21 protein-coding genes and 1 tRNA gene are annotated in these 20,687 nt (G+C 30.5%); 17 read left to right on the top strand and 5 right to left on the bottom strand.

Translation table 11 applies throughout. The features are described 5' to 3' along the window. Positions 1–6 precede the first annotated feature (6 nt). Together bsdtw1_RS17750 and bsdtw1_RS17745 are read left to right on the top strand one after the other, a co-directional pair. Positions 7–1,395, top strand: coding sequence for a sensor histidine kinase (locus bsdtw1_RS17750; protein ID WP_183278885.1), 1,389 nt, complete (start codon positions 7–9; stop codon positions 1,393–1,395). 10 nt (positions 1,396–1,405) lie between these two features. Beyond that, the gene (locus bsdtw1_RS17745; RefSeq protein WP_183278884.1) at positions 1,406–2,905 is read left to right on the top strand and encodes a hypothetical protein; all 1,500 of its coding nucleotides are present in this window, start codon (positions 1,406–1,408) and stop codon (positions 2,903–2,905) included. 36 nt (positions 2,906–2,941) lie between these two features. Here the strand turns inward: bsdtw1_RS17745 and bsdtw1_RS17740 are convergent, their stop codons facing one another. Beyond that, entirely contained in the window at positions 2,942–4,807 is a 1,866-nt protein-coding gene (locus bsdtw1_RS17740; RefSeq protein ID WP_183278883.1) for an LTA synthase family protein, read from the bottom strand. Positions 4,808–5,266: 459 nt separating this feature from the next. On the opposite strand from bsdtw1_RS17740, the gene bsdtw1_RS17735 reads away from it, so the two are divergent. The 4 genes from bsdtw1_RS17735 to bsdtw1_RS17720 are packed head-to-tail and all read left to right on the top strand — an operon-like array spanning position 5,267 to position 7,483. Then, the gene (locus bsdtw1_RS17735) at positions 5,267–5,623 is read left to right on the top strand and encodes a hypothetical protein (RefSeq protein ID WP_183278882.1); all 357 of its coding nucleotides are present in this window, start codon (positions 5,267–5,269) and stop codon (positions 5,621–5,623) included. After that, positions 5,607–6,395, top strand: a complete 789-nt coding sequence (locus tag bsdtw1_RS17730) for a histidine kinase (RefSeq protein WP_183278881.1) — start codon at positions 5,607–5,609, stop codon at positions 6,393–6,395. The genes bsdtw1_RS17735 and bsdtw1_RS17730 overlap by 17 nt, the downstream gene beginning before the upstream one ends. After that, the gene (locus bsdtw1_RS17725; protein WP_183278880.1) at positions 6,388–6,759 is read left to right on the top strand and encodes a response regulator; all 372 of its coding nucleotides are present in this window, start codon (positions 6,388–6,390) and stop codon (positions 6,757–6,759) included. The genes bsdtw1_RS17730 and bsdtw1_RS17725 overlap by 8 nt, the downstream gene beginning before the upstream one ends. 4 nt (positions 6,760–6,763) lie before the next feature. Beyond that, the gene (locus tag bsdtw1_RS17720; RefSeq protein WP_183278879.1) at positions 6,764–7,483 is read left to right on the top strand and encodes a LytR/AlgR family response regulator transcription factor; all 720 of its coding nucleotides are present in this window, start codon (positions 6,764–6,766) and stop codon (positions 7,481–7,483) included. 53 nt (positions 7,484–7,536) lie between these two features. Here bsdtw1_RS17720 and bsdtw1_RS17715 read toward each other — a convergent pair whose 3' ends face one another. Further along, the gene (locus bsdtw1_RS17715) at positions 7,537–7,683 is read right to left on the bottom strand and encodes a CPC_1213 family protein (protein ID WP_183278878.1); all 147 of its coding nucleotides are present in this window, start codon (positions 7,681–7,683) and stop codon (positions 7,537–7,539) included. Between the two features lie 311 nt (positions 7,684–7,994). Between bsdtw1_RS17715 and bsdtw1_RS17710 the strand changes: the two genes are divergently transcribed. Further along, a complete protein-coding gene (locus tag bsdtw1_RS17710; protein ID WP_183278877.1) occupies positions 7,995–8,984 on the top strand; it encodes an NAD(P)/FAD-dependent oxidoreductase in 990 nt (329 codons plus the stop codon). 171 nt (positions 8,985–9,155) lie between these two features. On the opposite strand, the gene bsdtw1_RS17705 is transcribed toward bsdtw1_RS17710, so the two are convergent. Continuing rightward, complete coding sequence (locus bsdtw1_RS17705) at positions 9,156–9,722, bottom strand: GDSL-type esterase/lipase family protein (protein WP_183278876.1); 567 nt, start codon at positions 9,720–9,722, stop codon at positions 9,156–9,158. A gap of 1 nt (position 9,723) precedes the next feature. Continuing rightward, positions 9,724–10,347, bottom strand: a complete 624-nt coding sequence (locus tag bsdtw1_RS17700) for a RusA family crossover junction endodeoxyribonuclease (protein WP_183278875.1) — start codon at positions 10,345–10,347, stop codon at positions 9,724–9,726. A 321-nt stretch (positions 10,348–10,668) separates the two neighbouring features. Between bsdtw1_RS17700 and tsaD the strand changes: the two genes are divergently transcribed. The 8 genes from tsaD to bsdtw1_RS17660 all read left to right on the top strand — a co-directional run bounded on the left by tsaD (position 10,669) and on the right by bsdtw1_RS17660 (position 17,928). Continuing rightward, positions 10,669–11,688, top strand: a complete 1,020-nt coding sequence (gene tsaD / locus bsdtw1_RS17695; protein WP_183278874.1) for a tRNA (adenosine(37)-N6)-threonylcarbamoyltransferase complex transferase subunit TsaD — start codon at positions 10,669–10,671, stop codon at positions 11,686–11,688. Positions 11,689–11,702: 14 nt separating this feature from the next. Further along, on the top strand, positions 11,703–12,743 hold the full coding sequence (locus bsdtw1_RS17690; RefSeq protein ID WP_183278873.1) for an alpha/beta hydrolase: 1,041 nt from the start codon (positions 11,703–11,705) through the stop codon (positions 12,741–12,743). Positions 12,744–12,833: 90 nt separating this feature from the next. Then, positions 12,834–14,195: a S1C family serine protease gene (locus tag bsdtw1_RS17685; RefSeq protein ID WP_183278872.1), complete on the top strand. Its 1,362-nt coding sequence runs from the start codon at positions 12,834–12,836 to the stop codon at positions 14,193–14,195. A 334-nt stretch (positions 14,196–14,529) separates the two neighbouring features. Then, positions 14,530–15,423 (top strand): N-acetylglucosamine kinase, encoded by an 894-nt coding sequence (locus bsdtw1_RS17680; protein ID WP_183278871.1) that lies wholly within the window; start codon positions 14,530–14,532, stop codon positions 15,421–15,423. Positions 15,424–15,437: 14 nt separating this feature from the next. Beyond that, positions 15,438–16,526, top strand: a complete 1,089-nt coding sequence (locus bsdtw1_RS17675) for a DUF871 domain-containing protein (RefSeq protein ID WP_183278870.1) — start codon at positions 15,438–15,440, stop codon at positions 16,524–16,526. Positions 16,527–16,723: 197 nt separating this feature from the next. Further along, complete coding sequence (locus bsdtw1_RS17670; RefSeq protein WP_183278869.1) at positions 16,724–17,338, top strand: GNAT family N-acetyltransferase; 615 nt, start codon at positions 16,724–16,726, stop codon at positions 17,336–17,338. Positions 17,339–17,413: 75 nt separating this feature from the next. Continuing rightward, positions 17,414–17,488: transfer RNA gene (locus bsdtw1_RS17665), tRNA-Glu, on the top strand. Between the two features lie 176 nt (positions 17,489–17,664). Next, positions 17,665–17,928: a rhodanese-like domain-containing protein gene (locus tag bsdtw1_RS17660; RefSeq protein ID WP_244638183.1), complete on the top strand. Its 264-nt coding sequence runs from the start codon at positions 17,665–17,667 to the stop codon at positions 17,926–17,928. Between the two features lie 139 nt (positions 17,929–18,067). Here the strand turns inward: bsdtw1_RS17660 and bsdtw1_RS17655 are convergent, their stop codons facing one another. After that, on the bottom strand, positions 18,068–18,415 hold the full coding sequence (locus bsdtw1_RS17655; protein ID WP_183278868.1) for a DsrE family protein: 348 nt from the start codon (positions 18,413–18,415) through the stop codon (positions 18,068–18,070). A 129-nt stretch (positions 18,416–18,544) separates the two neighbouring features. On the opposite strand from bsdtw1_RS17655, the gene bsdtw1_RS17650 reads away from it, so the two are divergent. Both bsdtw1_RS17650 and bsdtw1_RS17645 read left to right on the top strand, forming a co-directional pair. Next, a complete protein-coding gene (locus bsdtw1_RS17650) occupies positions 18,545–19,720 on the top strand; it encodes an ROK family protein (RefSeq protein WP_183278867.1) in 1,176 nt (391 codons plus the stop codon). 133 nt (positions 19,721–19,853) lie between these two features. After that, on the top strand, positions 19,854–20,687 hold the full coding sequence (locus tag bsdtw1_RS17645) for a sulfite exporter TauE/SafE family protein (protein ID WP_183278866.1): 834 nt from the start codon (positions 19,854–19,856) through the stop codon (positions 20,685–20,687).

The following is a 20,687-nucleotide window of genomic DNA, read 5'->3' as shown; positions in this document are numbered from 1 at the left end:
TGAAATATGACTAGTATCAAAACTAAAATTACTATAAACTTTCTTGTAGCAGTTTTCGTTACAGTAACCCTTTTAGAAGTACTATTCATATTCTTTTTAAGGAAATATTATTATGATAATACTGAAGCTTTGTTATCAAATCAGGTAAAGACTTCTGCTGATTTTTACAACAAGTATTTTTCTTCTTCATCTTTAGTTGAAAATATACGTGATAATGTAGATGTTTTTTGGAAACAAACTAATGCGCAGGTTCAGATATTGGATGATGAAGGAAAACTATTAATGGACTCATTAGGAGTTAAAGAAGGAGATATAATTGATACTGCAGATGTAAGAAAAGCTATAAAAGGAGGTCAACAAGGAAGATGGATAGGAAAGGTTTATTATGATACAAATGAAGTAATGGCAGTTTCGTATCCTTTGACCTCTGGAGAAAAAGTAGTTGGAGTTCTGCGGTTTGTAACTTCGCTTAAAGAAGTGAATAAATCTATAAGAGGTATCTCTATAATTTTTATATCTATTGGAGTAATGGTGTTTTTAATAGGTGTATTTGTAAGTTATATGCTGGCTAATAGTATAGTCAATCCAATCAAGGAAGTTACTAAGGTAGCTGAAAAGATGGCTATAGGTGATTTAATGGTTAGGAGTGATAGCAAAAGATTAGATGAAATAGGTAGTTTAGCAAATACCTTAGACTATATGGCAGAAGAGCTAAAAAAGAGAGATGAGCTAAAAAATGATTTCATATCTTCTGTATCTCATGAGCTGAGAACACCTTTAACAGCCATTAAAGGATGGGCAATAGTTTTAAACAATGAGAAAACAGACAGAGCTATGCTTGATACTGGCTTTAAGATAATTGAAAAGGAAGCGGATAGGTTATCGGCTATGGTAGAAGAACTTTTAGATTTCTCAAGATTTGTGTCTGGTAAGGTGGTTTTAAATATAGAAAGTGTTGATATAAGCCAGTTAGTTGACTATGTTAATGTGTATTTAAGGCCAAGAGCAGAGAGGGAAAATATAAATTTTATCGTTGATTGTGAACAAGATTTGCCAGCAATTAATGCTGACTCAGGTAGATTAAAACAGCTACTCATCAACTTTTTAGATAATGCTTTTAAGTTTACACCTTCTTACGGGCAAGTATTATTAAGAGTATATAGAGAGGCGAACTCACTCAAGTTGTTGGTTAAAGATAACGGCTGTGGAATAAGTAAAGAAGATCTGCCTAGGGTTAAAGAAAAATTCTTTAAAGGCAAAAATTCAAAATCTCAAAATGGAATTGGGTTGTCTATTTGTGATGAGATAGTAAATATGCATGGAGGAACTTTTCAAATTAAAAGTGAAGAAGATAAAGGAACAGAGGTAATGGTTACCATTCCTTTTGAAACTTAATGGTGTATATATGAGAAGTAAGATTAAAATTTTAACAATTTTATTATTAGCGATGTCTTTAATAGGGTGTACTAGTATATCGAACTCTAATGATCAAGGGGAGATTATAGTAGCGCCTACTGTAGCTAAATTAGATATAAATGGAAGTTGGAAAGCAACTAAGTACGAGATTATGGATCCTTCTACAAATGATAAAAATGAAGCAGAAGACTTATTAACTAAACGTATATCTTTTAATTCAGAATTAGCAGCAATAGGACATAATTATCTTGGAAACCCCAAATATAAATTAAAAGTAATGAATCCAAATTATTTTTTAGTTAACGAGTATAAGTGGACTAAGACTGATTTAGGTAATAAGGATGTAGAGATTACTTCAGTTTCTGATGATAATAATGTGTTCTGTGATTTCATAAAGCTTGATAATAATAATGGTTTATTAATATATAAGGGAGTTCTATATAACTTAACTAAAACTGACGATAGTACATTGCGTCAATGGGATGTAGGAGTTAATGTACGATCAGAAGACTCAATGGGAAACCTGAACGAAAATTATAATGACCCCATAGGGGTCCTCATAGGATTAAAATCCTCAAGAGAAAAGCTGAGTACAGGACAGTATGGTCCAGCAGAATATAGAACTCTATGGGTGTCTTTTAAAGATGATAAGCTGAGTGAGCCTAAGGAGATAAAGGATTTGTTAGTACCTCGTATGAAAGGATTTTGGTCTATAAAGGTTAACCATACAGAAAATAAAGGGTATATAGATGAGGAATTTGAGGTGACTCAAACTAATGAAAAAGAGCAGATGAGTAAAGTTAAGCCAATGGCTAATGGTTATGATTTATATAGAGATATATCTTTTGTAGGCAACGATTATATTGCAACACAGTATTATAAGGGTAATAATTTTAAAAATAATTATGTCTCTGAGCAAATATTACCTGTAGATAATACCAAAACCTTAAAAGGGGTAGATATAGTCACTTTATTAGGAGAAGAAGCTCAAAAATCTTTTTATATGGCATGGAAAGATCAAGTTGGAAATTTATCAGAAGAGGCAAAAGAAAAATTGAATGTAGCAGCTCCTAATTATGAAAATTATACAATGATAAGAAAAAATGGACATTGGCTTCTTCAAGGTAAAATTAGTGCAATTGATCAAGATAATTTTAATGGTGTTTCTTTTAATATAAATTATCCACCAACTAAAAAGCTAGTAAATCATGATAAACTTTTTGTTTCATGGAATTCAATAAAGGAAGTAGTGCCAGCAGCAGTGGATGCCTATACTGCCTACAATGGAAGATTAGTATTCATTGTGACCAAAGATAAGATAGATATATATCAGATAAAGAATGGAAGTATAGTAACCAATAGTATTGGCACCATTAGCCTGAAAAATAATGAGAGCGTGGTTATGTGTGAGTGGGTTGTAACTGGGCAAAGTGTTGACAAATGGGATAAACAAGTGAATTCAATAAAAGATAGCGAAAAAAAACCATAATGCATAGCATTATGGTTTTTTCATATTCATTTGAGTTTATTTATTTTTAAAGTAATTACTCTTTATCATTTTATCTGAAAGCTCTAAAGCTTTTGTTGCTTGTTCTTTGTCTTTGTCAGTAGTGTTGCCTGTACTCTTAAATGTCTTATTAGTGAGTATTGCAAAACTCTTATCTGTATTTAGTAAGTTTCTACCTAAAGCCGAATTAATGTACTTTTTCTCGTCAATACCTAATACATAAGCTAGAGTAGGCATTATATCTACTTGACCACCATAAGTATCGAATTTTACAGGTTCTTTAAAGTTTTTCTGATATATGATAAATGGAACAGTATGATTACCATTATCCAAATACCAAGGTTCAGGATTTTTTAAAGTATTAACTTTATCATCATAATACTTATGAACTCCAGTATGGTCTCCTACTATTACAACTACTGTGTTATCAAGTAAGCCTTCCTTATCTAAATTGTCTAGGAAGATTCCTATATGTTTATCTGTATAATGAACACTTTGGAAGTAACTACCCATAATATTATCTTTTAGTTCGCCTTTGATATTAAGCTCCTTATATTTGTCAGGAAGATCAAAAGGTCCATGACTTGTTAAAGTAACAACGAAAGAGTAAAAAGGTTGTTTTAAACTTTTTATTTTAGGAACAACTTGTCTTAAATATGTTCCATCACTTAATCCTAAACCTATCTGTTCATCATCTTCATATGAGTAGTAGTCAAAGAATTTCTTGAAACCTATTCCCTTAAGTCCGGCAGCATAATTCCAAAAAGAACCTTTGTCAGCATGAATTGCTGCTGTATCGTATCCCATTTCTTCAAGTAGTTTAGGTAGTGAATAATAAGTGGTATTAGGATACTTGAAAAATGTACTTCCACTTCTTAGTGGTAACATAGATGTATTTACCATTAAATCTGAATCTGAACTTGTCCCTTCGTTAACCTGCTCAAAGGTATTAGGGAAATATATTGAGTTATTAATAAGTTTATTTAAGCTAGGGGTAATCTCCTGACCATCAATCTTCTGATTAATAACAAAGTTTTCTAGTGATTCAACTTGAATTACTAAAAGGTTTTTATTTGCAAACATGCTTTTATATTTATTATCAGGAAGGTTTTCCTTTTTATTATTAAAATAGTCTTCTATCTGTTTGTTCTCTGATGCTGTTAGCGTATATGGTTTTGAATCTTTATATACATTATAAATATCTAAAACATGATATCCTACAGGTGAAAAATATCTAGCTGAATCCATTGGGTCATAACCACTAAATATGTAACTGCCACTTACTTCTCTATGAAGAACATATAGATTAAAAGGAATATATCCTATATAAAAAACTGATATAACAAAAATTATGGCAAAAGATTTTACACTTCTTTTTACTTTCTTAAAATATTTTGATGCAAAAAATAGATATAGAGCTAATATAATAAAATCAATTAAAAATACTATATCGTATCTACTTACTAATGAAAAAATTGTGCCTGACATGTTATCTAAGTTAGCAGTTTGAGTAGTAACTAATATAGACGGAACTGTCAAAAAGCCTCTAAAGTAAAATAAGTCTACAATCATAAGTAAAGTTAAAAATATGTTTACAACAAGCATGTATACATATTTTCCTATACCCTTGAATAAAAACCCAAAGCTAAGAAATGCAGCTGTAAAAGTTAAGTAATAATTGAAAAAGGGGTGTGCTTTGTTATAACCAGCAAAAAAGTTGAAGGAATATGGATCTTTATTTTCAGTAAAGCCTAGAAAAAAAGCCCCTTTAATAGATATAGAATAAAGTATAATTATATAAAAAATTACTCTAATTATTTTATCTTTGGTAAGTCTATTAAATAATTTCTTCATGGATGAAATATTTAATTTATTTATATTCATTAAAACACCTCATTAAAATAGTATTCTTAACTCAAAAATTATATTATAAGTGAATAGATAAATCAATCGATTTAGATAATTTGTTTGATTATTATAGGTAGATTTAATGTGGAAAACTATATAAATAATCACAAAAAACAAATTAAATCCAAGGATATACATAAATTTGTTGAAGATATTACTTATTAATTATATTATATTACTTAGATAATAGCCTATATTATAGTGCAATTAAAGCTAATTAATTAAATTTGTAGAAAATAGAATAGATAATGTGTTTTTATAAGGTAAAGTAAAATATTATTACGGACTTTATTATATACTTTTAACCTTTAATATATTAATAAAAGATTATAATTGTACGATAATATAAGTAGCTAAATAATATTAATAATCATTGTACTAATTGTATGTTCAAGCACTTAATTAAATATTAAGATAGAGAGGTACTAGACTAAAATGCTTACTGCTGGAAAGATAGTTAGGTTCATAGGAGAAGTAGGTGGACTTTCTACAGAAAAGATTTTAAAAAACGTCGGAGAATACACATATAAATTAGGTCATAAAATTGAAAATGAGCAAATTGAAAGATTAGGCTCAAAAAGTCTTCGCCTAGGAGAAGTTGCTAGTGATAAGATATGTAAAGCTTCTAAAAAAGGCGAAAGGAGTATTGATGAGCTGGTAAAAAGCTCTTCACTCTTAGTGAAGGAGTTGAAACAGAACGCTTTTAATAAAAAAGTAAAGATCTATGGAGAAGCTAAAGAAATCTACGGAGCAGAAAATTTTGTTGAGGGACATTATGAAGAGAGAGACTAGAAGAAACATTACAATCGACTGTAGTACGTGTATAAAAAGAATATTTGAAGTTTTTTTGATATTAGCTAATTTGTTTTGTTTATACATGGCTATGACTTATAGAATTACATGGGTGTTAGCTGTTATAATTTTAAATGTGTTATACTACATAAATAACCTGAAAACTACTAGATATAAAGATGAAAACTATAAAATAAAAGTTTTAGAGCGAAAACTTTTAGAGGAAGAATCACATACTGTATTTAATACGCTAAATATCATTTCTTATTTTTCAAGAAATGATGATAGCTTAGCAAGAAAACTAATTGTGGAGCTAAGCACTTATCTAAGGGATGTATTAAAAAGTGATAAAGAAATTGTAAAAATTGACGAAGAAATAAAAACATTAAATTCTTATATATATATTCAAAACATAAGATTTGAGCAGGATTTGCACTTAATTACAAGTATCAGTGATGTGGAATGTGTGCCTAAGTTACTTTTGCTTAGATTGATAAAATTGTCTTATAAGATTAATACAATTAATCAAAAAGGGACAACTTCAAGTTTAGATATTTATTCAATTAATAATATCGATAATTATGTAGTAACCTGTAGGAACTTTAAAGAAGAAGAAATAAATTATGAGAACTTTAATGATGAATTTATTAAACTTTTTAAAGAGGAATTGATGATCAAATATAAGGGGAACTTGGCAATAGATATAAGCTCAGAAGAAGCTAAAATAAGTGTTTATATAAACAAATCGTACTTGGGAGAAGCTGATGTTTAAAATATTAGTGGTTGATGATGAGAGGTATAGTAGGAAATTACTTATAGAAATAATAGAAGAATTTATAGATGATATTTTTATATTTGAGGCTTATGATGCAAAAGAAGCAATTGAGTTTATAGAAAATAATACTATTGATTTATTAATTACAGATTATAAGTTAAGTGGATCGAATGGAATAGATATTTGTAAAAAGATAAAAACAGATAGTAATTACGAACATATAAAAACTATATTGTTGACTGGAATTATGTATGAGGATATTAAAGCTGATGCATGGTGCTTAGATTCATATATAGCTAAACCGTATGATGAAGATAATTTAATAAACGTGATAAATACATTAAGGGATGTAAGGGGATAGAAGAATGCTTAAAATATTAATAATAGACGATGAAAAGATCGCTATTGAAGAACTGGCATTTGTATTGTCTAAGGATGAAGATGTTGAGATAGTCGGAAAGTATACAGATGTAAAACAAGGAATCGAGAGCATAAGCGCTTTAAAACCTGATGCAGTGTTTTTAGATATATCAATGCCTGGTATAAATGGTTTTATAGCGGCAGAGGAGTTCAAGAAGATTGTAGTTGATATACAGGTTGTCTTTGTTACAGCTCATGATAAATATGCTATTAAGGCTTTTGAGTTAGATGCATCAGATTATATACTTAAGCCTTTTTCTGAGGATCGAATACTCCTAGCTATAAATAGATTAAAAGGACGAAAAGAAATTGAGAAAGATCATATTCATAAGACACTAAAAAAGCTTCCTGTGTGGAAAAAAGATTCACTTATACTTATAAATATAGAGGAAATTCTTTTTTGCTATATAAAAGAAGGAAGTGTTTATATAGTTACGGAAAATCAAATATACACTAGTGAAGAGACGCTGTCACAGGTTGAAACTAGGTTAAAACAATTTAATTTTATAAAGTGCCATAGAAATTATATAGTTAATCTAGAATCTATAACAAATATAGTTCCGTGGATAAATGGAACCTTTATATTAAAGCTTAATGGAACGGAAGAAGAGATCCCAGTTAGTAGAAATTATAATAAAGCAATTAGAGGGGTATTCAACATATAGGATAAAATTAGTGTATTATATATAAAGAGGGTGCATACCCTCTTTAATTTTATCTAAATTTTGAAATCTGTAGGGTCAAGATCTTTAGCTTTTGGCTCGCCGAATACTGACTTGGTGCTTTCTTCTCTAGGATTGTGGTTTACATGTATTTTTTTATGCTTAGTTTCATCCTTTTGATGTTGTTTAGATGCTTTAGTCATAAATAATCACTTCTCCTCTCAGATTTTAATAGTTACTAAGTAGTAGTGTACTCATTTTTCTATTTAGTATGTGTAGCATATTTATCTATAGGATTCATAACTCAACTATTAATTTATACGTGCCCGATGATTCCCAGAAGCCGGGATTATCGAACAAGTATAAATTAAGTTTCTATACATGAATCATCTCAATTTGAAAATATAAATTTTATTATGAAGTGGTACATCCATAAACTATAAATAAAAAAAGAATTATGATAAAATTAATATGTTTAAATGGATTATTCCACTCAGAAGAGGTGAATTTATATATGTATCAATATGATTTAGTTGTAGTCGGTGGTGGTACGGCAGGTATAGCTGCTGCTATTTCGGCTAGTGAAAAAGGTGTAAAAAATATATTAATTTTAGAACGAGAAGCAACACTTGGTGGTACTTTAAATATCTGTATACATAATGGTTTTGGTAAAAAGGTATTAAGTAAAGAAGTTACAGGACCAGAGTACGCTCAATTTTTAAAGGATAAAGTTGATGAATTAAAAATTGAGTATAAGCTTGATACTGTTGTGATTGATTTAAATAGGGATAAAGTACTAAGCTATGTTAATCCAAATGAAGGAGTAGTTGATATTAAAGCTAAAAGCATAATTTTAGCTACTGGAAGTAGAGAGAGGTTTACTGGCAATATAAATATACCTACTCATAAATTTGCAGGTATATATACAGTTGGAGCGGCTCATAGATTCGTAAATATAAATGGATTCTTACCAGGTAAAGAGATTGTAATTGTAGGATCTTCAGATATTACTTTAGTAATTGCAAGAAGACTACTATTGGAAGGTGCTAAGATTAAAGCCTTAGTTGAGAAAAAATCAGATGTTATTGCTAAAAGAGATAATATTAGGCGAATAGTAGATGAATTTAATATTCCACTATTACTATCTAGAGCAGTGCTTGATGTTGAAGGTAGTGATAGAATTGAATCTGTAACTATAGCTAAAGTCGATAAAAGAGGCAATATAATGTACGATGAGAAAGAAAAAATTGAATGTGATTGCTTGCTTTTATCTGTAGGCTGGATGCCTGAAAGTGAACTAGCAGAAAAAGCTATGATAAATGTTGAGTCAAAAGCAAAATATCCAGTGATAAATGAAAAATTTGAAACCTCTATAGGTGGAATATTTGCATGTGGAAACCTAATTCATTCCTATGGATATGCAGATAATACAACTATTGAAGGCTATGAAGTTGGACGACAAGTAGTAGAGTATTTAAATACATATTATAAGAATATATTTTAGTTAAAGCAGCTCATGGTTTTGGATGTAAATATTATGGATTTGCTGAAGGTCGCTTCATCAAATTTTTTAAGGGAAGGTTAAACTGACTTGCAGTTTTATTAAACACTAATGTACTTGTTTAATTTAAGGCTGAACAGCAATTAAACTTCCCTAAAATATTTTATTGCATTACTATTGCTTATCAAATTGTCTTTTAAACTCAGATAATAGTTTATTAAAGATAAGCTCGTTCCCAAGAGGTGAAAGATGAATTCCATCAATATAGTATTCTTCATACAGAGGAATTAGATTATTAATATTAAGAATAACTATATCTCTAAGGTTATTTTCGAATAAGCCCTCCATGCTATTTATCATGTCATTCACATAATTATAATCTATGGAAGAATACCAGCTTACTTCTGCCAACTCCGGTAGTGTAAGGGGAGGTATTAGTACAACAGGGATAATATTGCTATTTAAACATTCCTTAATCATATAACTAATATTATCTACAATAGTATCTATGCTTCTTCCGGTTAATAGATCATTAGTTCCAGCCATAATTACAGCAATATTTGGCTTTAAGCCTATACAATCTCTAGAAAAACGACTTAGTATACCAACAGTGGTATCTCCGTTAACACCTTTATTAATGATATTATGCTTTGTGGAAGCTCTTAAAAGATTAACCCAACCCTTAGATGGTGCTACACCATAACCATAGGTTAAACTATCTCCAATACATACTATCTTCATTCTAGAAACCTCTCCCTAAACAAGATTTACATATTATAGATGTTCCTTTATTAGCAGTTATGTAGTCATTACCTTTTATTTTTTTTCCACATATGGAGCATGAATTTACTGAGACTTCCTTTTCTTTTTTTGATGAATTATTGATTAAAGCTCTTGCTTTGTTAGATGGAGGAGAGTAAATTACCTTTTCTACAGGTATTTTTCTTTTCTCAATTTTATATTCCATATCAAACTCACTTTCACCAAAAAGCTCAAGTTCAAAGCGAGGATTGTCTTTATCATAAAATTCTTCAATTATTATACGTTTTATCTGAGCATCATTTATTATTAAACCGCTTTTTTCAATTCCATCAAATATACTCTTGGTTATATTATTAGTATCTGGGTGACGTTTAAAACTCTTATAATAAACTTTTAAAACAGCTATTACACCTTCTTCGATAACAACATTAGGATTTTGAGATCTTGCATGATAAGCTATCTCTTCCTCATACAATGCATATCTATCATGATAATGTCCACTATTGTAAGGCAATATTGCTCTACCATTGGCGTTAAAAAGTTTAAAGTTTGATTTTGATATCGGTGAACCTAGTACCATAACTTTTGCATATGAACTATTCATTATATTTAATCCCTTCTTAGTGAGTTGTAATAATGTGTGGCTAACTTCAATTATAAGTTTGAGAATGCAGAAAAATAACTTATATAATGATTTTTCAATATACACAAATCAAATTTTATCAAAAGCAGCCTATAATTTATTCTAAGCTAAAGTAGATGTTATTACAAATTAAAAAGAACGTTAGTTTGCTATTTTCAACATATTAATTAAGAATTTCTGAACAAATTCTTAATTAATAGTTTTCCAGTACTAATTCGTTGATAATCATTTGTCAATCAAGTATAATACTTAATGAATTTATTAATAAAAGAGGTAGTAAACATGAGTAGAACGTTAATTTTAGCAATAGAAAGTAGTTGTGATGAAACTTCAGCAGCGGTAGTTGCAGATGGAAGAGAAGTTCTTTCTAATATAATTTCATCACAAATCGATATACATACAAAATTTGGCGGAGTAGTGCCAGAGGTTGCATCAAGAAAACACATAGAAGTTATAAACTCAGTTGTAGAAGAAGCTTTAGAGGTTGCAAAGGTTACCCTTGAGGATATAGATGCAATAGGAGTTACCTATGGACCTGGACTTGTAGGAGCTTTGTTAGTAGGAGTTCAATATGCAAAAGGCTTGGCATACTCGTTAAATAAGCCATTGATAGGGGTAAACCATATAGAAGGACATATTTGTGCTAATTTTATAGAACATAAGGATTTGAAGCCACCTTTTGTCTGCTTGGTTGTATCAGGAGGACATACTTTTATTGTTCATGTTCAGGATTTTGGTAAGTTTGAAGTTATAGGACAAACAAGAGATGATGCTGCTGGAGAGGCTTATGATAAGGTGGCAAGAGCTATTGGTCTTGGATATCCAGGAGGTCCTAAAATAGATAAACTGGCAAAGGAAGGTAATCCACAAGCTATAAGTTTTCCAAGAGCTAATTTCCATGATAACAGCTTAGATTTTTCTTTTAGTGGAGTAAAATCGGCAGTACTTAATTATCTAAATAAGATGGATATGACAGGACAAGAGGTAAATAAGGCTGATGTAGCAGCCTCCTTCCAACAAGCTGTAATAGATGTTTTAACTGAAAATGTGATAGAAACTTGTAAAAGAAAAGATGTTGATAAGATAGCAATTGCTGGTGGAGTTGCATCTAACAGCGCCTTGAGAAGAGAACTAACAGAGAATGCTGGCAAAAAAGGAATTAAAGTTTTATTCCCTGCACCAGTTTTATGTACTGATAATGCTGCAATGATCGGGAGTGCAGCTTATTTCGAGTATATTAAAGGAAATATTTCAGCTATGGATTTAAATGCAAAACCAAACCTCAAACTTGGTGAAAGGTAATCAGGTGGTCTTACATGAGTTTTATTCCGTATTCGAACAGTTTTCACAAGATAAATTTAAAGGATCCTATAAAACCGTTTAAAGTATTTAAAATATTTGTTTATTTGCTTTTGGCTGTGTTACTTTTTGGGTTCATATATAAAACAATCGATACAAAAGTAATGGATTCTAAAATAAAGCCTAAAGGAAAGTATGCAAGAATAGATGGTGAAAAGTTTAGTTACGATGTTTATGGCAGCGGGGATTATACCGTTATTTTAGATGGAGATGTAGGACTTGGCATGTCACAATGGAGAAATGTCATTAATGGATTAAACGATGGATTTGATGGAAGTATATTTATGTATGATAGAGAAGGGTATGGATTTAATGATTCAAGTTCTAAAAAGACCATAGAAGATCAAGCAAGGGATCTTAAATTAGTTTTAAAGAAGGCAGGTGTAAGTGGCCCATACATATTAGTAGGAGAAGGATACGGAAGCCTTGTTATGACTAATTTTGCAAAGATTTTTCCACAAAATATAGCTGGGATGGTGTTAATAGATCCAATTAATGAAAAGACTCTTTCAGATGAAAAAAATATTAAAAAATATAGTAGCCTTCTTACAAAAGAGAAGATTTTGCATGTAGGTTCATATATCGGACTAACTGATCTTTTAGAAAAATTTAATTTGCTAAAAGATAATAAGAGTTTTTTGGACGAGCTAAGTGGTTATGATAAGGATGAATTTGCATATCATAGATTGGGACGTAATTATAATGGTGCCTATGAAAATGAACTAAATAATCTTGTGAATGGAAAAAGTAATTCCCAGGATCAGGGGCTTATACAAGATAAGCCTCTTTCACTGATAGTCAATGAAAGTAGTGATGTAAATATGCAAAAAGAATTGTCAAAGTTATCAAAGCTTGACTTGATTGATCTAAAAACTGTTAATAATAAGGATAAGGTAACTTCTCAAGCTGATAGTGAAATAGTAATAAATCAGATAAAGGCTGTAGCAAAAAAGTATAAACAAATAAAGAAACTTCAAGATCAAAATAGTAAAAAATAAAAAAAATTATAGTTGTCATTAAATTGTCACAGAAAGGCCTTATTATAAAAACATAGAGATGAGATAAATTTACATCAGGAGGGATAATAGATGGATAACTTTAATGATGATTTCAATAATGAAAACAAGAACAAGTTCACAGATGACTTAAATAATACTAGTAGTTATAATAACTTTGATAATAACTCAAATAACACATATGATAACAGCTATAATAATACAAATGAGCAAAGTTTTGTATTTGTAAACAACGATGATCAAAACCAAATCAATAAGCCTGTTACAAATTGGCAGACAGTAGAATATACTCAACCTTTGAATGACAATGCACCAAAGAAGAGAAAAGGAAGAGGAAAAGTAGTAGCCTTGGTTGCAGGAGCATTGGTTTGTGCAGTATTAGGTGGTGGGGTAGGTGCAGGAACTCTTTATTACTTAGAAAAAGGAAATGGTGGTTCAATCGCTTCAGCTAGCGGAAGTACTACTATAAAAAATGTAACATATGATCCACCTAAGTTTTCAACTTCAACTACAGCAATGAGTGTTACAGATGTAGTAAAGAAGGTATCTCCTGCGGTTGTAACAGTATCTACTAAGAGTGTAGTAAGCTCTCAAAACTTTTTTGGGCAGCAACAACAACAGCAACAAGAGGGTGTTGGTACTGGTTTTATAATCAATGAACAAGGTTATATATTAACTAACTATCATGTTGTATCCGGTGCTACACAAGTTAAGGTAACGCTTAGTGATGGGAAAGAGCTAAATGCAAAAGTGTTAAATTATGATGCAAATCAAGATTTAGCTGTCGTTAAGGTTACAGATAGCTTTAAAGTACCTGCAGTTGCAGAACTTGGAGATTCAGATGCTCTTCAATCTGGTGAAGAAGTTATAGCTATAGGAAACCCATTAGGAAAAGAATTTGTTGGAACAGTTACAAAGGGAATTGTAAGCTCTACAGCAAGAACTATTGATATTAATGGTACTAAGGCAACTTATATCCAAACAGATGCAGCTATAAATCCTGGTAATAGCGGAGGACCATTAATAAACTCTAAAGGACAAGTAATTGGAATAAATACAGCAAAAACATCAGAAGAAGGTGTTGAAGGTATAGGCTTTGCAATTCCTATAAATCATGCTAAAGATAGTCTAGACTCTCTTTCTAAACCAAAGATAGTTATAGGAATAGGAGTTAAAAATGTAACTGACGAAGATTCAAAAGCTTATAATCTTCCAGTAGGTGTTTATGTTACTAGTATTTCTGATTTCTCCTCTGCAGAAAAAGCAGGAATACAAACTGGTGATGTTATAACAAAGTTTGAAGGAAAACAAGTTAAAACAATAGATGAACTTAATAAATTAAGAGATGCTCATAAAGCTGGAGACAAGGTTAGTATTACTGTAGTTAGAGACGGAAAAGAAGTAAATCTACAGCTAACATTGCAAACTCAATAATTATTTGAGGGTAAAGTCTTTATACAGTAATGTGAGATAATAAGAACAAAGAATTAGATTTTATGACAGACAATAGACTAAGTTAAATATATTTAAATAGAAGCACTGATACTATTAAATCCCCCCCTTTTTAATAGTATCAGTGCTTTATTTTCTAAATAAGAAAATAATTCATGATAACAATTACATATAAAGTATTGCTAAAGTGATTTTAGAAATATATCATATAAGTAAGAGAATTTTTATACAATAGTTTTTAATTCAAACTGGTACATACATCTATACAGGTATTTATAATAGATAAAGTTTATTTGAGTTAAGGGGGAGTGAGTTTATGAAGTATGTTATTGGAGTTGATGGAGGAGGCACTAAAACAGAAGCTATTGCCTTCGATATGCAAGGAAATATGATAAAGTCGTCAACAAAGGGCTTCGGTAACCTTTTAAATGGCAAAGAACAAGCTTTGAACAATATAGAAGCCTCAATTAAAGATATAACAGATGCTTTGGGTACTGAAGATTTGGCATATATATATTTGGGACTAGCTGGTTCTGAATTTGGCAATAATGCAAAGTTTGTAGAGAAGGTACTAGAAAATAGCTTCAAGGTTCCATGTGAAGTTATGAATGACGGTGAGTTAGCTTTAAAAGCATTATTAAAAGGGGAAGACGGGATTTTAACTATAGCTGGTACTGGCTCCATATGCTTTGGAATAAATAATAAGATAAGCGAAAGAGCTGGAGGTTGGGGAAACCTGTTAGGTGATGAAGGAAGTGCTTATAAAATCGCTATAGAAGCGCTTAAGCTTATGATTATCGAAAGAGATTATAAATTGCCATTCAGCGATTTAAGCATAAGTATTTTAAAGTATTTAAATATAAATGAAGCAGAACAAATAGTAGAATTTGTATATTCCAAAACCAAAGATGAAATTGCTGCACTTGCTGCTGTGGTTTCAGAAGAAGCTGAAAAAGGAAATGAAGCAGCTATAAATATACTAGTAACTGAAGGAATAAGCCTTGCAAGAACAACAGAATGTGTATACAAAAAACTTAACTTTGATAGTTGCAGCATTGGTCTTGTAGGTGGAGCTATAAGAAAGTCAAAGATACTAAGAAATGCCTTTGAAGAATATTTAAAACAAAGATTAAACATTATAAGCTTTATTGATGAGGATATGTCACCTGCAAAAGGTGCTTATTATATATATAGAAAATCATTTGAATAAAGGAGAAAAATAAAATGAAAAGATTAGGCATATCAGTTTATCCAGGTCATCAAAGCACTGAAGAAATAATAGAGTATATAAATTTAGCTGGTAAATACGGTTATAAAAGAATTTTTACATGTCTTATCTCAACAGATAAAGAGATAGATGAGACAGTAAGTGAATTTAAACAAGTGCTAGCAGCTGCTAAAAATAATGATATGGAAGTAATTGCAGATTTAGATCCAACTGTATTTAAAAGATTAAACGCTACAATACATGACTTAGGAATATTTAAAGAAATGGGACTTGACGGCATAAGACTAGACATGGGCTTTAGCGGTATGGAAGAAACCTTAATGACCTACAACAAATATGGTCTTAAAATTGAACTAAATATGAGTAGTGGTACTAAATATGTTGATAATATAATGTCTTATAAACCTAATTTAGAAAATTTATATGGATGTCATAATTTCTATCCACATGTTTACACAGGATTATCCTATGAGCATTTCTTAAAATGCTCTATACAATTTAGAGAGTTTGGGCTTAAAACAGCAGCCTTTGTAAACTCTGAAACTGCAGACCATGGTCCATGGCCAGTATCTGAAGGACTTTGCACATTAGAAGAACATAGAACACTTCCAATAACAGTACAAGCGAAGCACTTATTTGCTACTGGACTTATAGATGATGTTATAATAGCAAATGCTTTTGCTTCAGAGGAAGAATTAAAAGCTTTAAGTGAAGTTAATAAAGAAATGCTAGAATTTGATGTTGAGCTTGAAGAAAATATATCTGATATTGAAAAGAAAATAGTTTTAGAGGAATATCACTTTAACCGTGGAGATGTATCAGAATATATGGTGAGAAGTACTCAAAGTAGAGTAAAGTATAAAGGACATGGGTTCCCTCCATACAATACTCCAGATATGAAAAAAGGAGATATACTAATAGACTCAGATCTTTATACAAGATATGCAGGCGAACTTCAAGTTGCCTTAAAGCCTATGAAAAACTATGGCAAAACTAATGTTGTAGGACATATTGTAGAAGAAGAGTTATTCTTACTTGACTACCTAGAGCCATGGAGAACCTTTGGATTTAGATTAAAGAAGTAATAAAATTAAATTTAATAAAAATTAATTAATATTAAAGAACTACTTTACTGTAAGATAGCTGTAAGAGACTCTAAGATGGATTAGAGTCTAAGGACTATTTCTTATTAGGAAAGTAGTTCTTTTTGTAATTAAACCTCATAGTTCTAAAACTAAAGTATATTGCATACATATAAAAAAAGGGCTTAATGGAGGGAATTATGCCTTTACTTGCACGTTTTAAATTAAATAATGTTGAGAATGTATTTAACGACTTTATAGAGCTGGAAACAGAAGATTATAAGTTAAGAAAGCTTAGTAAAATGGATGCTAGAGACATTGTAGATATATACGAGAATAAAGATATAATGACATACGATAGAGCTCTATTCATAAAAAATGAGAGTAGTGCAAAAAAATTTATTGAACAGCTAAATGATATGTATGAGGAAAGAGAAAGAATAGATTGGGCTATAGAAGATAAAAAGCTAGGCAAAGTAATAGGCCTTATTGCACTTTTTAATATAAGTGTATTGGATTCTAGAGCTGAAGTAGGATACGTACTTAATAAAGATTATACAAACAAAGGTATAATGCAGTATATTCTAAAATGGATGGTGGATTTCTCTTTTAATTATCTTGGCATACACAAGTTAGAGGCCAACGTCAATGCACAGAATACTCCATCTATAAAGCTGTGTGAGAAGATAGGTTTTGAAAGAGAAGGACATAGAAAAAAGCAGGACTTTGATAGAAGAACTGGTGAATATAATGATAATTATACTTATGGACTCATTAATGATAAATGGGAAATCATTTTAGAAAAAATAGAATAAAACCAATATTTTGTATAAAATTGAAAAAATATTGTTGCAAAAATAAGAAAAAGTGGTACAATATAACTTGTACCTGGCCCGTTGGTCAAGTGGCTAAGACGCCACCCTCTCACGGTGGAATCAGGGGTTCGATCCCCCTACGGGCTACCAAATGAGATAAATCTAAGGTTTACATTATTGTGAACCTTAGATTTTTTTTGTTAGAGAAACAAATTTAAACTGAATTGTAAAAGCCATGCTTTAGTTGAAGTATATAGATATAAAGATATTATTATATTTATATTTATTATCATAACCAATAGACTTTTTAGGACATTTATACACACATGAAATTTCTACTTGTTAATAATCATGCAGGATATTACCTAGGTGATGTAGACGGATTAATATATATTAATGTAAATGAATTAAGAGAAAAGCTTAATACATTAGATAAAAATAAGGAATATTGGATACATTGTGCAGTTGGAATAAGAGCATACGTGGCTGAGAGGATATTAAAACAAAACGGATTTAAATGCAAAAATATAACTGGTGGGTTTAAGAGCATTTTAGCTATGAACTATACTCCAAAAGGGTTAGAAAAGTAGAAGTCACAATTAAATAATTTCAAATCAAAAGATGCCTAAAGGAAAGCATCTTTTTGTTTCATTTAACAATTCTAAATAAGAATTTATAGATGAGTAGAAAAACCAGTAACCTATCAAAGTAATTTTCAGTTTTATCTCTTTAAGGTTTTATATAAGCATATCCTTCCATCTGTAATTTAACTAATTTTGTAATAGCAGACGGTACCACTTCAGCGTATTCAGGAAGAGTAGTGTCATTAATATCAAATCCAATAAGAGAATTTTTGCATAAGTTTATTTTCACTCCTATTGTAGACAATCTGGATATTTCATCTATTTCAATATTTCTTTTAATTTGATCAGAAGTGCCGAAAATTTGTACTGCAGCACCGTTTGCTACGATTTCGACATTAACATTCTCTTTGCCTATATCTTTTATAAAATTATTTGTATTTGTTAATACAGTTTTCCATTTATCAATTTCATTAATATGAAATACGACTTTCATAAGTTCCATCTAAACTTCACCTCTCGTTATTATAAATATAGTTAAATTGTACTACAATAAGAGGTTCCTTTAAATACTTATTTTCAGAATGGAAAAAAGGTTGTATAATAGAGTAAAGGAGGTTTGGTTATGATAAATGCATATAATGTTCTGGATAATCTTGATATTAGAAGTATTGAACTTTTAAAGATTATACAAAAAAATGGTCCGATGACTAAAAGTAAGTTAGAGGATATGACCAAATTGAAAAAAAGTACTTTGAATCGTGAGCTTGAAACCTTATGTGAAAGCTCAATAATAACTGAAATTATATCTGAAGAATCAACTGGTGGAAGAAAGCCTTCATTATTTGATATGAATGATACTATGTATTATCTTATAGGGGTAGACATTTCGAGAACATATATACAAATAGTAATAACTAATTTAAGGATGACTATTTTAGATGAAAAAACAATATATGGGTGGTTTTCTATAAAGGAACAAGAGGAAATAATAACTGAAAATATCAAAGAATTACTTGAAAAAGGCAGTATTCCTTTTTCTAAGGTAATTGGCATAGGAATGGGTGTGGTAGTTCAAATCCACGAAAAAGAAGAATTTAATAAGAATAATGAATTAAAGAAAGAAATAGAAAAGAATCTAAACTTACCTGTTTTCATAGATAATGGGGCAAATACTGCTTTAATTGCAGAGGCTAACTTTGGAGTTGGAAGAGGGAAAGATAATTTATCGTACGTTCACTGTGGAGTGGGAATTAGATCTGCAGTAATTTCAAATGGCAATATTGTAAGAACTATAAACAATAGTGAAGATGCATTTGGCCATATGACAGTAGAAATTGGGGGTGAACTATGCTCCTGTGGAAATTATGGTTGTGTTGAAGGTTATGCTTCTATATTGAAAATTACATCTAAATTTATAAATGAAGTTAAAAAAGGGAAGATGACTAAGATAGAAAAGGCTATAGAAGAAGTTGATTATATTGATATATGCAACCTTGCAGAAAATGGTGATGAAACAGCCAAGGCTGTTATTATTGATGCAGCAGTATATTTTGGCACTGGTCTTGCCAATTTTATTAAGATATTGGCACCACAGATGATAATACTGAGTGGCCCTTTAATAGAACATTCAAAAATTTTTTATGAGAATACCAAAATTGTCGCATTAAGAAAATGTTATTCTACAAACAGTAATTATATTGAATTTTATAAAGGCGGATTTTTTGAAAACAAATCTATAGCGATAGGAGCAGCCTACTTAGCATTCGATGAAACATTAAAAAATAATTTTAGGAAGTGAGAATATGTATCCAGTTGCATTTCATTTTTTAGGTTTTGATTTTAGGTGGTATGGAATAATAGCATGGTTTGTATTTCTCACTTTAAGTAGAAGTAAGAGATTTAATAGTGAGTTTTAATATGGAGGAGTTTGAATGATATTACTTGTAATTAAAATACTAGTTATCTCTATATTAGCTGGTGTATTTGGCTCAATTCTAGGACTTGGAGGAGGTATTATAATAACTCCTGTACTAACGTTGATGTTTGGAATTGATATAAAATATGCAATTGGAGCAAGTATTGTTTCTGTAATAGCAACTTCAAGTGGTGCAGCAGTTGCATATGTAAAGGATAAAATTACCAATATTAGAATAGGAATGTTTTTAGAAATAGCTACAACCATAGGTGCTATAACTGGGGCATTCATTAGTGGGTTTGTTAATCCTAAATACTTGTATATGGTTTTTGGATTTCTATTATTATATTCTGCCTTGGCAATGCTAAAGAAAAGAGGGCAAGAATTACCTCATGATGTGATTTCTCATCCTATGGCAGTGAAATTGAAGCTAAATGGTGAGTATCATGATAAAGCATTAAATAAGGACATAAGTTATAATGTTGCAGGTGTATATGGCGGTTTCGGAATGATGTACGTTGCTGGAGTAATTTCAGGTCTTCTTGGGATTGGCAGTGGAATATTTAAAGTAATGGCTATGGATCTATTTATGAAACTACCTTTAAAAGTATCCAGTGCAACAAGTAATTTTATGATTGGTGTAACTGCAGCAGCAAGTGCAGGTGTATACTTACTTAGAGGAGATATCGATCCTAAAATAGCTGCACCGGTAGCACTGGGAGTATTAATAGGTGCTACTATAGGTACTAAAGTAATGCAAAATCTAAAAAGTAAGACAATAAGGATGATATTTATACCTGTCCTTGCTTATGTTTCTATAGAGATGATAGTTAAAGGTTTTGGAATGTAA

Source organism: Clostridium fungisolvens, from assembly GCF_014193895.1.
GTDB lineage: Bacteria > Bacillota > Clostridia > Clostridiales > Clostridiaceae > Clostridium_AR > Clostridium_AR fungisolvens.
This window is presented reverse-complemented; position numbering and strand designations above follow the sequence as displayed.